Here is a 15344-nt window from a genome sequence, read left to right on the forward strand (position 1 = left end):
ATCAGCGAGAAGTGGTCGCGGCATAGGGTACAGCGGTAGAGTGCATCACGCGCTCTACCGGTGTGTTATACAAGAGTGATGACGCCCAAACCGCGAATCAAATCGTAAATACGTGCTCGCGGTAATAGCGCAATTCTTCAATAGATTCGCGAATATCATCAAGGGCAAGGTGCACACCTTTTTTGTCAAACCCGTCGAGTACTTCTGGTTTCCAGCGGCGAATCAATTCTTTAATCGTGCTCACATCAATACTGCGGTAATGGAAATACGCTTCTAACTCCGGCATGTACTTCACCATAAAACGGCGATCCTGACCGATGGTATTTCCGCACAAAGGTGACTTACCCGCGTCAACGTAATCACTCAAAAACGCCATAGTTTGACGAGCGGCTTCTGCTTCATCAACTTGGCTGTCTTTACAACGCTGGGTAAGACCACTGTTTCCGTGCACGCGCGTGCACCATTCGTCCATACCATCGAGAATAGCGTCAGGCTGATGCACTGCGATAACAGGGCCTTCGGCCAACACATTCAATTGCGCATCCGTAACTATGGTAGCAATTTCCAATACTTTGCAGGTTTCTGGATCAAGGCCCGTCATCTCCATATCGATCCAAACCAAATTCATGTCGTCTTTTTTCATTAAATACCTACCAAAAACGGGGTTCACCGTGACACATTGCGTATACAAAAGGTATCATGTCAGCGTTATATCGCCAATAAAGAGTCACCCGTGGCCAAAAAACCTAAATTATCACAACGACAGAAACGCCAAGTTGCCGCTAATAGAAGCAAACGCTTGAAACAAAAACGGGATCAATCTTCCCCCACCGAAGCCGATCTCGACAACTTGCTAACCGGGCGTGTAATTGGGCGCTTTGGTAAACATGCCGATGTAGAAAGCCAAACGGGCGAGATCACCCGTTGTCATATTCGTCGCACGGTAGGCTCTGTGGTATGTGGTGATGATGTACTGTTTAGTGCTGGTTCTGACGCCGAAACCGGTGTAAGCGGCGCGATTGAAATAGTCAAAGATCGCCGCTCTCTACTTACTCGCCCAGATTTTTACGACGGCGTTAAACCCATTGCCGCCAACATCGATCAAATCATTATCGTTTCTTCTGTTTTACCCGCTTACTCAGCTAATATTATCGACCGCTATCTTGTAGCGTGTGAAGACACAGGTATTCAGCCTGTTATTGTGCTCAATAAAGTAGAACTGCTCGCCGAAGAAGATCGCGAGGCAGTAATGGCCAGCTTAGATCTATACCGCAGTTTGGGCTATCAGGTGCTATGCACCAGTTGTAAAACAGAACAAGGCATTGAACAACTCGCTGCCATGCTGACCGACAAAGTGAGCGTGTTTGTTGGTCAAAGTGGTGTAGGTAAGTCGAGCTTAGCAAACCGTATTCTTCCCGAAGCCAATGAACAAGTGGGTGATGTTTCCGATAACTCAGGGCTAGGGCAACACACCACCACAGCGGCAAAACTGCTGCACCTTCCAACCGGTGGCGACTTAATCGATTCACCGGGCGTGCGAGAGTTTGCCCTATGGCATTTGCCGCCTGAACGAGTCACTTGGGGCTTTATCGAGTTTAGAGACTATATTGGTGGTTGTAAGTTTCGCGACTGCAAACATCAAAATGATCCTGGGTGTTTGTTGCGCCAAGCGATGGAAGACGGTGATATTCACGCGGTTCGCTTCGACAGCTACCACCGCATCTTAGCGAGTATGGAAGAACAACGCCCTGCTTTTGCCGACCGTCTTATGCCAAAGTCTGATGGGTCATAACCCGAAATTAAACACGCGACAGCCCGAATAGGGTACAATCCCCCCGATTTGATTATGGAGAAGTAGCAAGTGATAAACTGGCTAAAGGTTAATTTACAATACGTGTTGCCTAAACATTTAATTTCTCGCTTAGTCGGCAAACTCGCCGCAGCAGAAGCGGGTAAGTTAACCACATTATTGATTAAAGGCTTTATCAAACAATTTAACGTGAACATGGATGAAGCCCTTTACGAAAAACCTGAAGCTTATAAAACCTTCAATGAATTTTTCACCCGCCCCTTAAAGCCGGGCATGCGCGAGATTGACGATAAAGAAAACGGCCTTTGTCACGCAGTAGACGGTGCGGTAAGTCAGTTTGGCGATATTCTCGATGACAGTATTTTTCAAGCCAAAGGCCATGATTACAGCTTAACATCGCTACTAGGTGGTAACCCAGATATAGCTGCGCCATTCAAAGGCGGTAAGTTTGCGACTATCTATTTGTCGCCCCGTGATTATCACCGTATTCATATGCCCATTGACGGCACTTTGACCGACATGATTTACGTGCCGGGCGAGCTATTCTCTGTGAACCCATTAACGGCCGAAAACGTGCCGGGCTTATTCGCTCGAAACGAACGCGTTGTGGCTATTTTTGACACGCCAGCCGGTAAAATGGCTATGGTGTTGGTAGGAGCAACCATTGTCGCCAGCATCGAAACCGTGTGGGCAGGTACCGTCACCCCACCAACAGGCAAGTTCGTGCATCATTGGAAATACGACAAAGATACAGAAGCCGCTGTGGTACTGAAAAAAGGTGAAGAATTAGGTCGCTTCAAGTTAGGCTCAACTATTGTGGCCTGTTTTGAACCAAACAGTATTGAGTTTGAAGCCTTGGCAGCAGGGCAAACTACCCGTTTAGGTACGCCATTCGCCACTATGACCAGCAACGACTAGGCTTGTCGTTAATGGATCCTGTCAAACGCAGTTTATTTTCACTGCATATCTCGGTTGTGCTACTCGGTGGCACAGCCCTGTTTTCACAAATAATTCCACTTTCTGCGTTAGATATTACCCTAGGCCGCAGCATCTTTGCCTGCCTAGCGCTCTTTGTATTCATTAGGCTTAGCGGCGAGCACCTAAGACTTCACAGCTGGCGCGATTATGGTATTGCGCTACTGCTCGGTGGGCTGATGTCAATTCACTGGGTCACCTACTTCGCGTCAATGCAATACGCTGGCGTATCTGTGGGCATGATCGCCCTATTTACCTTCCCAGTGATCACGGTTTTACTTGAGCCGCTATTCGAGAAAATCAAGCTGGTGTGGCAGGACTTTGTCAGTGCGTTAATTGTCTTGGTAGGTATTGCTCTTATAGTACCCGAGAACAATTTGGCTAACGACGTTACCCTAGGTGTCGCGGTAGGCGTAGGTTCAGCCGTACTGTATTCATTGCGAAATCTTATTCATCGCCAACACTTTTCCCATTACAGCGGGGCAAAAGCGATGGCTTGGCAGACCTTGATCATCTGCATTACGCTCGTACCATTTATGTCGCAGGAAATGGTTACCGCTCCTTCATCAGCGTGGTTGTTGTTACTGGCGTTAGGTACTGTATTTACCGCCCTTCCCCATGCATTAGTGGCGGGAAGCCTCACCCATTTGCGGGCCAAAACCTTTTCATTAATTGCCTGCATGCAGCCTTTTTATGGCGTGCTTTTAGCCGTGGTATTATTACGTGAATATCCTAGCTGGCAGACCCTTATCGGTGGTATTTTGGTGACATCTGCCTCTATTTACGAGACAGTAAAAACGCATAAGTCTACCCAAATGGAACAAGACTAACCTATGTTGATCCTTGGTCACCGAGGTGCCAGTAAAGCGGCCCCTGAAAACACGCTAAAAGCCTTCGAACTTGCTTACGATATGCAAGCTGACGGTATTGAGTTTGATGTTTACCAAGTGCAAGACCAATTGTTGGTGTTTCACGATCGTTGGTTAAACCGTACGACTAATGTTCATGGCCGAGTGGCAGAACAAACTGTGGCATATATGCGCTCTCTCGACGCTGGAGCAGGCCAGTCTATTCCCTTGCTCGATGAAGTATTGGCTATCACGCCCAAAGGCGCTTTGGTAAATATCGAACTTAAGCATATGCACAATGTGCAACAGTTTACGGCGCAACTATCCACACTACTGTCAGGCTGTAACATATCACTGGAACAAGTGGTTGTTTCTTCGTTTCATCACGGCTGGTTAAAACAGGTTCGCGACGCCTTTCCAGCCATTAAAATTGGCGCCTTAACGGCGAGTTACCCAGTACAAGGGATTGACGTAGATAGCGCCTTATCTGCATATTCACTGCATATAGCGTTGGATATTATCGACCGAGAGTACGTCAAGCGAGTGCAGCAAGCAGGGCTGAAAGTGTTTGTGTATACCGTGGATTACCCACAAGACATGGTGATGTTACGAGATTGGGGCGTGGATGCTATTTTTACCAATGTACCTGATATTGCGAGGCAAACATTAGGGCCAAGCCTAGCCTAATTCAACGCAGCTTAGTGAGCAGATAACATAGACCCACGGCAGCATTTACACTTGCGGCACAAACGCATATTGATCCAATGCGCCGCAACAATTAACCCAGCGCCTAATGCGATAGTAAAAGGCTCATAAGACTCACCTAACATGTCTTTGTGCCAATATATCAATCCACCAGCAAATAGCATGATTAACGGATAAGCCTGCCCGTGATATTTCACCCAACCTGAAATCAACGCCACTGCACCAATACACAATGACAACGTTAGAATAGTACGCTCAAACCACACTTCGCCGAACATAGATGAGGCAAGTAACGGCAACAATGGCAACGCCAAACAGTGCAACGCGCACAAGCTGGAGATCCAAATACCTAAGCGATCTAATGTTGATGGGTTTTCTACGGGTGATTTCATTTTACAAACAGTCCAAAAAAGCGGCTGTTATAGTATAACATTTTGCTTAAATAGCAAGGTTAATCCATTTAGTTATGACTAATCCCCTTTGGTAGCTGGATTTTTTCTATATGATCAAGGATGATATCTCTCATTATCAGAGAGTCAGTAGTAAGCTGGCCGTCACCCGAATTCAATTCACACAGCAAATAAGCCTTAAAGGTAACTCTTTATGTATAAACTGGTACTTATCCGTCACGGCGAAAGTCAGTGGAACCTTGAAAACCGTTTTACTGGTTGGCACGACGTTGACCTTACTGAAGCGGGCGTTGCGCAAGCAAAAAACGCCGGTAAAATGTTGAAAGAAGCAGGGTTTGAATTTGACCTTTGCTACTCGTCTGTATTGCTTCGTGCTATCAAAACGTTGAATCTAGCACTAGAAGAAATGGGCCAGCACTATTTGCCGGTTGAGCGTCACTGGCGTTTGAACGAGCGTCACTACGGTGGCCTTACAGGTCTAGATAAAGCAGAGACTGCGGCTAAGCACGGCGAAGACCAAGTAAAAATTTGGCGTCGTAGCTTTGATGTACCACCACCAGCCGTTGATCTAGACAGCGAACATTTCCCTGGTCACGATGATCGTTACAGCCACGTTGACCCAGAGATTTTACCTCGCGCTGAGAGCCTGAAACTGACAATCGAACGCGTATTGCCATACTGGCACGACGTCATTCGCCCTAGCATTCAAGACGGCAAGCGTGTAGTGATTGCCGCTCACGGTAACAGCCTACGTGCGCTAGTAAAATACCTAGACGGCATGAGCGAAGAAGAAGTGCTTGAGCTAAACATTCCTACCGGTGTACCTCTGGTATACGAGTTGGATGAAAACTTAAAGCCTATCTCTAAAGAGTACCTTGGCGACCCTGCGGCGATCAAAGCTATGATGGAAGCGGTGGCGAAGCAAGGCTCTGCGAAGTAATCGCTAGCACCTAATTCTTAAAAGCCCCACACTCTTTGAGTCTGGGGCTTTTTTATTTAGGGGCAATCGCCGTCATCGACACGGCAGGCCGCTGAGGAACATCAGGTTCAGAATGCGGCACATTAAAATACTCACTCACCGGCATCAGTTGAATACCCTGTTGATCCAACTCAGGCAGTGCTTTTTGCAAAAATGCCACCGTTTCGGGATGTGGGTGAGCAATACCAATCGCCACACCTTGATGTTTAGCCAATTGCACCAGATGAGAAAGCTGCGTTCGCATTGCCGTTTCATCCAGAATATTGTCGAGAAACACATGGCGACGGGCATTCGGCACTGATTTACTCGCCGCTATTCGCTGCGCCACTGAGTGAGGCGTGGTACGGCTATCGACAAAAAACAAATGCGCCTTTTTTATTGCATTCATGAGTGCTTGCATGGCTAATCGGTCTTCGGTTAGCACACTGCCCATATGATTGTTCACGCCTATCGCATTCGGTACAGAGCGCAAAGCCGCTTCAACCGTGTTTTCAATATCATAAGGGTACATGCCAACCGTCAAAGCGCCGGGACCAAGTTTTTTATCTGGTGACGCTTGCATGGGAATATGCAGCATAACATCTCGTTGCTGTTGCAAGGCAAGTGCTGAAAAGTCGTGAGCCAATGGCGTATGCGGAAGAATGGAAAACGCCACTTCTTTTGGCAGCGAAAACGCGGCCTGATCTGTGGCCCGATAGCCCAAATCATCAATGATAATGACAACCTTACCTGTTGATGCATAAAGCGGCATAGCAATCAGCAACAAGGCCAATAGGAGAAAGCGTCCCATGTCGTTATTATTATTCCACGTATCAATTTGTTTAGCGCACGTCACTATTCTGTGACATTGTTATAAGCATACCAGCGCCGGCAATTAACAGCAAAGAACTCTTGTACACAGGCCTAACCATAACAAATTGCCACACCCTATATAAATCTCGCATTAGCCAATTGCGATTGATTACTGCACAATGAGTTGTCTTTAATTTCCCAACAAGGAACGCAGTTTATGGCTTTTACCGTGAATACTTACTTTGATGGCCAAGTAAGCTCAATTGCATTTAACACCGCTAATGGCCCATGCACGTCAGGCGTAATGGCGCCGGGTGAATACACGTTTAATACCAGTCAGCACGAACTGATGAAAGTGGTTGAAGGGGCTATGACCGTGAAATTACCCGGTCAGGATGACTGGCAAACATTTGCAGCTGGCACTGAATTTACTATTGATGCCAACCTCTCTTTTGATGTGAAAGTAGCCACTGACACCGCCTATTTGTGTTTCTATAGCTAAGCTTTTTACTGCCGGAGGCTGCTCTCCGGCAAACTTGCTCGTCCTCGCACACCTTATTTTATGTAAGATTACGCTAACTTTGTCATCAGCTTGCCAATACTGAGTAAACCTGTTCAAAGCTTTGAATTCTCACTTTTAAGCCCTGTCTTTCGATTATCTGCTTACTCAGCAATATCGACATGCAGGAGAGCTCTAGTGATTATTTCCCACAAGTACAAATTTATCTTCATTAAAACAGTGAAAACAGCCGGTACCAGCATTGAGGTGTTTTTGTCTCAATTTTGCGATGCTGACGACGTACTCACTCCTATTTACCCCTATGTTGCGCCACATCATGCACAGCATTATGAAGGAATGTGGAACCCCGTATCAGAGCTTTGCGCCGCCGCACCCGCCGAGCGCATGCAAATAGCATGGCACTGGATGAAAGGTAAAAAGTTTCGTAATCACGCCTCAGCTAACAACGTCAAACATCGCATTCCCAGTAAAATATGGAACAGTTATTTCAAGTTCTGTGTAGACCGAAACCCCTGGGACAAAACCCTGTCGCACTATCATATGTTACGCAAACGCCACAACCCAGATATGTCTTTTAACCACTACTTAGAAAAAGGCAAGCTGTGTCTAAATTACCCCAAATATTGTGACCGCAAAGGCAACGTTATGGTCGACCGTGTGTTGCGCTACGAAAATTTAAACCAAGAGCTCGGTGACGTATTTCGTCAATTCAACATTCCCTTTGATAATGGCTTAGGCGTTAACGCAAAAAACCACTATCGCGACGACCGACGCCCCTACCAAGAGGTATATTCAACGCGCCAGAAAGAACACGTTGCACAGGCCTTTTCTCGTGAAATTGCCATGCATCAGTATGAATTTTAGTTTTACCACTGAGAAACAAACACACCTAGCCAAAGTATTATTGCAATGCAGCAGGCAAGCATTACCGCGGCAGAGCCTAAATCTTTGGCTCGACCAGATAGAGGATGAATTTCGAGACCTATGCGATCGGTCAACGACTCGATGGCAGTATTAAGAATTTCGGCAAACATTACAAACAAGATTGAGCAAAGTAATAGTGCTTTTTCAAACATGGGAATCTGCCAAACACTGAGCACAATCACGGCTACAACTAAGAGTACCAACTCTTGCTTAAACGCAGATTCATGCTTAGCCATCCAAACAAGTGCTCGACAAGAATTGGCAAAGGCCAACATGAGACGGCGCATCCCTGTGGGCTTATTCTTGGTATCAAACTTGTTACTAGATTTCGCTGTTTCTAACTGTGGCATGATTGTAATATATCCAATTCAGGTTTGTATGTAATACTTAACACATGAGTAAGACCCAACAACGTATCATAGAGATTGTCTTGCGAATAAAGTTCATCCGAGAGGGCTGTTACACAAGACTGATAACTAGCTTGTTTAAAATCACTATCCCATAACACAAGAGGGACATGTGTTTGCTCTTCAGGAGCCAACTTGTATGGAAAACCATGGAGGTAAAGGCCTTTTTCCCCTAGAGATTCTCCGTGGTCAGAAATGTATAGCATGGCAGAGTGAGGTATATTTTCTAGCCTGTGGATGACTTGAGACAATACGTAGTCTGTATAGACGATAGTATTGTCATAGGTATTAACCAATTGTCCTTCACTGCAATTTTGAATATCGCTCTGTGGGCAATCTGGCATAAAAATCTTAAAATCAGAGGGATAGCGACGGTAGTAGGTAGGCCCATGAGAGCCAATCATATGCAACACTATCACCCGATTTCTGCTATCTGAATAACTCAGGTGCTCATCCAACCGCTTCAGTAATATTTCGTCAAAACAATAATCACCATCGCACAACTTATCCTTTTGTTCAGGATCAAACGCGATAGTGTCAATTCGCGCGCACACACCTTTGCAACTGCTGTTATTGTCTATCCAAGTCACATCTACACCCGCACGGTTAAGAATGTCTAATACATTGTCCTGACTACTCGCAACACGATTATTATATTCAATGCGACCTAACCGTGAAAACATACACGGAACTGACACTGCGGTGGCTGTACCACAAGAAGTCACGGCTGAAAAACTAACAACATTCTCTTTACTCAAATTAGGCGTGGTTTGGCGCTCATACCCGTTTAAACCAAACTTATCGGCGCGAGCGGTCTCCCCTACTACAACGACCAGAGTATGCGGGAATTCAAGGGCGTCTTTTGCTAAAGAAGGGGCAGAATCAAGCTCTCGAAATGGCAATGGAGGGTAAAGATAAGCATCGCGTATATACTTATATCCTGCATTGTAAAATGCGTAGGGGATCAAATATTTGGTCAAAGACTTGTTATTTCGCCCAACAGCAGCGAAATCTTTATACAGTAACCTCGCTACTAGTACGATACCAATCAAGGCCACTACGTTAAGTTTAAGCATACTGGATAGATGCTCTGAAAAGCGCCCCTTCAGCTTCAATCGCAACACTATAGCCGCCGGTAGTAATCCACAAATGAAGAAAAAACCAAGACTGCTGATACTGAGATAAGAGCTTGCTTCGCCTGAGTTAGTTTCCATCACATTGAGTATCATCGACTTATCAAAGATGATGCCATATGCCTGATTGGCATAAAGCAAAAGTGCCCCAATGACAAAACTGAGCGCTACGCTAAATCGAGGGAATACCAAACCACCTATTAGAGTTAAAAATACGATTGTGAGGCATATCAAAAGAACAGGAATACTGAGGAAAAAGGCCCACTCAGCTAGGGTATTAGGAGCAATCACTCCGTAAGCTCCCGATAAAAACGGGAAATTAAACAGCAAAGTAAAAATAGCAGACGCTAATAATATCAACTGACGTGAAGTCATGAATCCATCTAATACGCGCATAGTTCTTTAATTTCAGGAAGTGATAAAAACTCTGATGATGGAGTCTAGGTAGAAATTATTAGGAGAAACTTAAGTGTATTAAAAATATTATTATCACGAATAAATTGCACAACAAAACAATGACTTATAAAAAATCATTCAATTTCACCAACACTCATTAATGAAGAAATTTCAGTAGTGCATTTAGATTATGCCTACTAATCAAGCTTTATTGGCTGTGACAATATGATCACGTGTTTGTAATGCCAGTAGCGTTGAAGAAATGAGGAAAGCAATTAATGAATTCTACAACTTCCACCGAAAAGATGACTGAAAATAATATCACTGCCGATAGGCGGAATTTTCTTAAAAGTACCACTTATATTGCTACATTGGGTGCTATGAGTCTTTCCGCTGGTAGCACTTTTGCGAGTGATGCAGGGAATACCATGACAAATGGTAACAGCCAGTGGGATAAAACGTTTCCTGAAAGTAACAAAGTAGAGCATCGCAAAGTTACTTTTAAAAACCGCTACGGTCTCACCCTGTGTGGCGATTTATATCAGCCTAAAAATGTAAGTGGAAAATTGCCTGCATTAGCGGTTAGTGGACCATTTGGTGCAGTAAAAGAGCAGGCGTCGGGTTTGTACGCTCAAACAATGGCTGAGCGAGGGTTTGTGACTCTGGCTTTCGATCCGTCCTATACGGGTGAAAGCAGTGGCGAGCCACGCAATGTTACCTCTCCAGATATCTGCACTGAGGATTTTAGTGCTGCTGTGGATTATTTCGGTCTTCTGCCTAATGTTGACCGCGAACGAATTGGTGCAATCGGCATTTGCGGCTGGGGAGGCTTCGTTCTGAATGCGGCTGCCGCCGACAAGCGAATTAAGGCTGTCGTAGCCAGCACCATGTACGATATCTCGCGCGTCAGTGCCCACGGGTATAACGACAGCACTAGCCTAGAGCAACGCACAAAAATGCTAGAACAACTGAGCCGTCAGCGTTGGCAGGATACAGAAAAGGGTCAGCCGACTTATCAGCCTCCATACAACACGAACCTCCCCGAGGATGCACCGCAGTTTATGGTGGATTATCACGATTATTACATGACGCCGCGCGGCTACCACCCACGTGCAGTCAATTCGGGCAATGCGTGGACGATGACCAACCCGATGTCATTCATGAACGCACCTATTCTGAGCTACATCAAGGAAATCTCACCGCGCCCTATTCTGCTTATCCACGGCGAGAAAGCACATTCGCGCTATATGAGCGAGACCGCCTACGAGGCAGCGGCGGAGCCGAAAGAACTAATGATTATTCCCGGCGCAGTTCATACCGATCTGTATGACGGTGGAAAAGATCATGTGATCCCGTTTGACAAGTTAACGACCTTCTTTAATCAACATTTAAGTTAGCAAGTTTCTCTGATAAGTTAACCATCGCTTTGGTTAGTGACTAAAGCGATGTTTTAATTTGCAAAAATTGAGTTTTCACTGAACGTCACCAATAAACACACTTATTCTTTACTCGGTGAATACTTTTGTAATTTGCGTTGTAAACTACGCCGATGCATTCCCAAAGCGTCTGCTGTGCGGCTGATATTCCCGTCATGGGCGGCGAGTACGCGTTGAATATGTTCCCATTCAACTTGTGCCGCAGTCATAGGTTTAAGCTCTGGGGAAGATACAGGCTCAACTTCATGCTCTGTACCTAAACGAGCCAGCAATTCTTGAAAACCAACAGGTTTAGCAATGTAGTCCGTTGCCCCCTTTTTCATTGCCGCTACCGTGGTAGCAATACTGGCGTAACCTGTCATGATGATCAGGTGTTCAGGAGCGTATTTGTCGTTGAGCGCTTCAACATAATCCAGCCCCACTTCGTCTTCTAACATCATGTCTAAGAAAATGGCATATACCGGCATCGGTGCTGCATCCAGCGCGGCCTTTACTGAGAGAAAAACCTCGGCATTAAAACGTTCTGTTGCATTAAACCGCCGTGCTAGGACACGTGTTAACCGTTCATCGTCATCAATTAACAAGACTGTCTTCATTACTCACTCTCGCTAAATGGCAACCAAATAGAAGTCACGATACGGCCTTGATGTAAGTGCCAACTGACTTTGCCGCCCCATTTCTCAATAGAAGCATTACTCAGTACCGACCCAACACCGGAGCCTTTACCGCTGGGAACAAATTGATTACCTAAACTTTCTACTTCTCGTTCATTCAATCGGCTAGCGGCATTTTCTACCTTAATTGTCCACCCCAGCTCTGCTGCGATAAACGTGACTGTAACTACCTCATTGTCTTGCTCGCTTGCTTCACACGCATTCACAATAATACTAGTTAAGGCGGGTAATAACGTACGGTCAGCCTGTAAGTCGGCAGTTCGATTTTGTTTTTCCAAAGACCAAACCAAATGAGCTTCTGGCCTAGCAAGTGCAATACTATGTCGCAATGCTTTGAGCATATTGTCAGCAGAATAGTGCGTTTTTCTCGCCTCTCTCACATCATCAGCTACCGAACGCCACTCCTTGAGCATACGCTCTAAGCGCAAGCATTGCTCATCTAACTCAGACAAATCCGTAGCGGCAGCTTTTGTCTCTTTTTGCTCTTCTAACAACAATCTCAGTGTTTGAATGGGTGTAGCAGCCTCATGGGTCAATTGCGCCGCTGCTGTTCCAATTGCCAATAGCTGTTCATTGCGAAGTTGTTTCTCTCTGAGCGCTTGTATAGCCTCGGTTTTTTCATTCAGGCGTAAACGAAAGTAAAAAATCACCGAGGCCAATATCAAGCAGGTCACGACAAAGCCAATGATCATGCTGCGGGAGTGCTGCATCATCATATCGCTGTGGCCTGGCATATGGGGTAAATAAAGCTGAGAGGCCTGCCCCGCAATACTGACCACTGTGATTAACAAAGCAAAGCGCTGGGGTAATAATACCAACCCGAGTACCAAGGGAATCAATAGAAATACACTATACGGATTGGTTGCTGCGCCGTTGAGCGCAACCCACACGTTCAGCACACTTATCTCTACCATCAGAACAACAGTAGCAATCCAAGTTGGTAAGCGCTCACGCCCATACCAATATGTGAGCAAAAGCAACAACATAATGGGTTAGTTCATCGGTTAATGGTTTTCTGTCACTAGACTAGCAAACTCCACCGCCTAGCGCTCATGAAAAAACAGAGGGCAAGTCATAGCCCTCTGTCTATTCGGTTTGATGATGGCCGATAGACGGCGCTAGAAACGGTACATAAGCCCAACATTCAGCGAGCGCCCTTGCCCCGCGATCGGTTGAAAGCCTTGGCTATTGTCGTTATTAAACTCAGCAATACTGACACCGCCAAGAGGCAGAGAATAATACTCGTCGAATAGATTAGTGACCCCAGCTGACAATGTCATACTGCCTAGGGTCAATGATGTATTAACATTCATCAGTGAGTAATCGTCGGTAGTGTTTTCTAATCGGCGCGCATCAACATCGTCTTTCTCTGCTACCCACAGCCATTCAAGTGTTGTTTGCCAGTTCTCGATACTGTGTTGCAAAGACAAGGTATTTTGCAGTGGTAAAATTTGATAAAGATTGCCATTACCATTGTCACGCTTACCGTCCTGCCACTGTAAGCGATTACTTACCAACCACTCACCAGATGCGTTATCAATAACAACAGCACTCGCTTTTATATTCACGCCTTTTAAGGTCGCGTCAAGATTGGTAAATTGCAAGGTATTGCGCAGCCCTGCTTCGGTATCTGTACGATTTGTGGTGCCAATGACTTCTACGTCAATATAATCGCTAACTTTGGTGTACCACGCGTCTATCTCTAATGCCCAGCTTTCCGACCCTACGTCAGATAAACTGTAACGAATACTTGCGGTATGCGCAGTTTCTGGCTTTAAATCAATTGCGCCTACGTAGCCGTTTCCGTCGCCAAACCAACCTATCATCGAGGTCGCCATAGTGCTGCGTCCCCAGGTATATCGCTCGTATAAATTCGGAGCGCGGTTTTTTCGTGCTATTCCCATTGTCAGTGAACTTTGTTGATCAATTTGCTTGGTCGCCAGCAACGTCACGTCAATCAAGGTGTCATCTTGTTTGCGATCAGCCATATTAAACGCCATGGCCGCTTCAGCGTCACTCATGCCCATCGCCATGCCACTCATACCACCCATCGACATGCCGCCTTCGCTGTACGCTTGAACTTCACCCGTGTCGGTTGTCACGTATTCTGCACGGATCCCCGCGGAGTAATACCAGCCCAGTCGAGGCGCTTGTTGATATTCGACATAAGCTGCTGTTCGCGCTCTTTCACCTTGATTAATGTTTTTGTAGTCGTTTGGCCCCATCATGGCTGAGCCTTCAACTGCTGGCCACCAATCATCCAGCTGATTGAGATAATAGCCTTGGCCGACAATAAGCGAGGCTTCATCATCAAGAGGAAAAGTCCATTTGAGCTTGGCCGCTAAATCTTGGCTATCGGTATTCATCGGCATCATGCCGGTTTTTTCTGCGCTAAAAAAACCCATTTCATGTTTAACATCGCGCCAGCTAACCAAGGCTTCGACATTGCCTGCGCTGTAGTCTCGGCTATAGCGCGTTGTTACCCCTGTACTCTTATTGTCGGTCATATCCATGTACTGATTGGGAAAGCCCTGATATGGAATAGTCTGGTGAGTAACACTGATAGAAGCTTGTTGAACATCATCCTGAAATGCCACGCCTAAGGCGTGATTTTGTGCTTTGTATAAGGTGTCTAGCACCAAATTGCCGTGGCCATCCTGATAACTGTCTGCGGTTTCCTGTTGACCCGCATAACGCAAATACCAATGCTGATTACTCGCCACAGCGCTGGCGCTAAAAGTGTCGGCGTTATCATTACTACGATAAGCGTAAGACGCTTGCCCACTGAACGTGAAATCTACAGTATTCGTAAAGCTCGGCACCAGCGTATTCACTTCTATCACGCCGGCAATATTGTCGCCCCCTGCGCTTACCGGTGAAACGCCCGGCAACACTTTCGCGCTTTTCACTTGTGTGGCTGATGAGTATGACAATGGCGGATTCATTTGATTGCCACAGGCTGCGGTAATTGGCGCGCCATCAGTCGCAACCAATATACGGTCTCCCATCATGCCATTGAGTACCGGTAATGCCGATACACCGCCTGCAGCAGAAAAATCAACGCCGCTTTTTGTCAGTTGTTTAATAAGATCGCTGGTAGCGCCTTGTTCGAGACTTTCACCGGTAATTTCTATGGTTTCGACATCATCGGCAAAAGCCAAAGAAGGGAGAATTAAGCTGGCGCTGAGCCCCAAAGACAGGGTAATACGGTTTTTCACAGGCAATAAAACAGTTCGATGAATTTGCGCGAGATTTTAACTGTGAAAGCCGGCTGACAACATGCGACATAATGTCGCATGTTGTCGTAAATAACACTAATGAGCGTGATAAGTTCA

General features: G+C 46.0%; 16 protein-coding genes. 8 read left to right on the forward strand and 8 right to left on the reverse strand.

Going from position 1 to position 15344, the window contains the following annotated elements:
• Positions 1-97: 97 nt before the first annotated feature.
• Positions 98-643, reverse strand: a complete 546-nt coding sequence (gene orn / locus ACXAH6_RS02630) for an oligoribonuclease (protein WP_474875076.1) — start codon at positions 641-643, stop codon at positions 98-100.
• A 90-nt stretch (positions 644-733) separates the two neighbouring features.
• Between orn and rsgA the strand changes: the two genes are divergently transcribed.
• From rsgA to ACXAH6_RS02650, 4 genes are all read left to right on the forward strand, one after another.
• Complete coding sequence (rsgA, locus tag ACXAH6_RS02635; RefSeq protein WP_474875077.1) at positions 734-1792, forward strand: small ribosomal subunit biogenesis GTPase RsgA; 1059 nt, start codon at positions 734-736, stop codon at positions 1790-1792.
• A 69-nt stretch (positions 1793-1861) separates the two neighbouring features.
• The gene (gene asd / locus ACXAH6_RS02640; RefSeq protein ID WP_474875078.1) at positions 1862-2728 is read left to right on the forward strand and encodes an archaetidylserine decarboxylase; all 867 of its coding nucleotides are present in this window, start codon (positions 1862-1864) and stop codon (positions 2726-2728) included.
• An 11-nt stretch (positions 2729-2739) separates the two neighbouring features.
• Complete coding sequence (locus ACXAH6_RS02645; RefSeq protein WP_474875079.1) at positions 2740-3615, forward strand: DMT family transporter; 876 nt, start codon at positions 2740-2742, stop codon at positions 3613-3615.
• Positions 3616-3618: 3 nt separating this feature from the next.
• Positions 3619-4320, forward strand: coding sequence for a glycerophosphodiester phosphodiesterase (locus tag ACXAH6_RS02650; protein ID WP_474875080.1), 702 nt, complete (start codon positions 3619-3621; stop codon positions 4318-4320).
• An 11-nt stretch (positions 4321-4331) separates the two neighbouring features.
• On the opposite strand, the gene ACXAH6_RS02655 is transcribed toward ACXAH6_RS02650, so the two are convergent.
• Entirely contained in the window at positions 4332-4730 is a 399-nt protein-coding gene (locus ACXAH6_RS02655; protein ID WP_474875081.1) for a MerC domain-containing protein, read from the reverse strand.
• A 211-nt stretch (positions 4731-4941) separates the two neighbouring features.
• Here ACXAH6_RS02655 and gpmA point away from each other — a divergent pair, with 211 nt between their 5' ends.
• Complete coding sequence (gene gpmA / locus ACXAH6_RS02660) at positions 4942-5688, forward strand: 2,3-diphosphoglycerate-dependent phosphoglycerate mutase (RefSeq protein ID WP_474875082.1); 747 nt, start codon at positions 4942-4944, stop codon at positions 5686-5688.
• 52 nt (positions 5689-5740) lie between these two features.
• Here gpmA and ACXAH6_RS02665 read toward each other — a convergent pair whose 3' ends face one another.
• Complete coding sequence (locus ACXAH6_RS02665; RefSeq protein ID WP_474875083.1) at positions 5741-6517, reverse strand: divergent polysaccharide deacetylase family protein; 777 nt, start codon at positions 6515-6517, stop codon at positions 5741-5743.
• Positions 6518-6736: 219 nt separating this feature from the next.
• On the opposite strand from ACXAH6_RS02665, the gene ppnP reads away from it, so the two are divergent.
• Positions 6737-7021, forward strand: coding sequence for a pyrimidine/purine nucleoside phosphorylase (gene ppnP / locus ACXAH6_RS02670; RefSeq protein ID WP_474875084.1), 285 nt, complete (start codon positions 6737-6739; stop codon positions 7019-7021).
• A gap of 195 nt (positions 7022-7216) precedes the next feature.
• On the forward strand, positions 7217-7903 hold the full coding sequence (locus ACXAH6_RS02675) for a hypothetical protein (RefSeq protein WP_474875085.1): 687 nt from the start codon (positions 7217-7219) through the stop codon (positions 7901-7903).
• Between the two features lie 2 nt (positions 7904-7905).
• On the opposite strand, the gene ACXAH6_RS02680 is transcribed toward ACXAH6_RS02675, so the two are convergent.
• Together ACXAH6_RS02680 and ACXAH6_RS02685 are read right to left on the reverse strand one after the other, a co-directional pair.
• Positions 7906-8313 carry a diacylglycerol kinase gene (locus ACXAH6_RS02680; RefSeq protein WP_474875086.1) on the reverse strand — a complete coding sequence of 136 codons (408 nt, stop codon included), beginning with the start codon at positions 8311-8313 and terminating at the stop codon, positions 7906-7908.
• Positions 8301-9878 (reverse strand): phosphoethanolamine transferase, encoded by a 1578-nt coding sequence (locus tag ACXAH6_RS02685; RefSeq protein ID WP_474875087.1) that lies wholly within the window; start codon positions 9876-9878, stop codon positions 8301-8303. The genes ACXAH6_RS02680 and ACXAH6_RS02685 overlap by 13 nt, the downstream gene beginning before the upstream one ends.
• 299 nt (positions 9879-10177) lie before the next feature.
• On the opposite strand from ACXAH6_RS02685, the gene ACXAH6_RS02690 reads away from it, so the two are divergent.
• A complete protein-coding gene (locus ACXAH6_RS02690) occupies positions 10178-11296 on the forward strand; it encodes an alpha/beta hydrolase (protein ID WP_474875088.1) in 1119 nt (372 codons plus the stop codon).
• Positions 11297-11397: 101 nt separating this feature from the next.
• Here the strand turns inward: ACXAH6_RS02690 and ACXAH6_RS02695 are convergent, their stop codons facing one another.
• The 3 genes from ACXAH6_RS02695 to ACXAH6_RS02705 all read right to left on the reverse strand — a co-directional run bounded on the left by ACXAH6_RS02695 (position 11398) and on the right by ACXAH6_RS02705 (position 15227).
• Entirely contained in the window at positions 11398-11931 is a 534-nt protein-coding gene (locus ACXAH6_RS02695) for a response regulator transcription factor (RefSeq protein WP_474875089.1), read from the reverse strand.
• Positions 11931-12995 (reverse strand): ATP-binding protein, encoded by a 1065-nt coding sequence (locus ACXAH6_RS02700; RefSeq protein ID WP_474875090.1) that lies wholly within the window; start codon positions 12993-12995, stop codon positions 11931-11933. The genes ACXAH6_RS02695 and ACXAH6_RS02700 overlap by 1 nt, the downstream gene beginning before the upstream one ends.
• Positions 12996-13127: 132 nt before the next feature.
• The gene (locus ACXAH6_RS02705) at positions 13128-15227 is read right to left on the reverse strand and encodes a TonB-dependent receptor (RefSeq protein ID WP_474875091.1); all 2100 of its coding nucleotides are present in this window, start codon (positions 15225-15227) and stop codon (positions 13128-13130) included.
• Positions 15228-15344 lie beyond the last annotated feature (117 nt).

The organism is Alteromonas sp. ABE4_545, assembly GCF_056161325.1.

What these genes read in the sequence shown, in the direction of transcription:
- orn (WP_474875076.1), bottom strand. Translation starts at nt 643, where the DNA reads ATGAAAAAAGACGACATGAATTTGGTTTGGATCGATATGGAGATGACG.
- ACXAH6_RS02645 (WP_474875079.1), top strand. Translation starts at nt 2,740, where the DNA reads ATGGATCCTGTCAAACGCAGTTTATTTTCACTGCATATCTCGGTTGTG.
- ACXAH6_RS02650 (WP_474875080.1), top strand. Translation starts at nt 3,619, where the DNA reads ATGTTGATCCTTGGTCACCGAGGTGCCAGTAAAGCGGCCCCTGAAAAC.
- ACXAH6_RS02655 (WP_474875081.1), bottom strand. Translation starts at nt 4,730, where the DNA reads ATGAAATCACCCGTAGAAAACCCATCAACATTAGATCGCTTAGGTATT.
- gpmA (WP_474875082.1), top strand. Translation starts at nt 4,942, where the DNA reads ATGTATAAACTGGTACTTATCCGTCACGGCGAAAGTCAGTGGAACCTT.
- ACXAH6_RS02665 (WP_474875083.1), bottom strand. Translation starts at nt 6,517, where the DNA reads ATGGGACGCTTTCTCCTATTGGCCTTGTTGCTGATTGCTATGCCGCTT.
- ppnP (WP_474875084.1), top strand. Translation starts at nt 6,737, where the DNA reads ATGGCTTTTACCGTGAATACTTACTTTGATGGCCAAGTAAGCTCAATT.
- ACXAH6_RS02680 (WP_474875086.1), bottom strand. Translation starts at nt 8,313, where the DNA reads ATGCCACAGTTAGAAACAGCGAAATCTAGTAACAAGTTTGATACCAAG.
- ACXAH6_RS02685 (WP_474875087.1), bottom strand. Translation starts at nt 9,878, where the DNA reads ATGACTTCACGTCAGTTGATATTATTAGCGTCTGCTATTTTTACTTTG.
- ACXAH6_RS02690 (WP_474875088.1), top strand. Translation starts at nt 10,178, where the DNA reads ATGAATTCTACAACTTCCACCGAAAAGATGACTGAAAATAATATCACT.
- ACXAH6_RS02695 (WP_474875089.1), bottom strand. Translation starts at nt 11,931, where the DNA reads ATGAAGACAGTCTTGTTAATTGATGACGATGAACGGTTAACACGTGTC.
- ACXAH6_RS02700 (WP_474875090.1), bottom strand. Translation starts at nt 12,995, where the DNA reads ATGTTGTTGCTTTTGCTCACATATTGGTATGGGCGTGAGCGCTTACCA.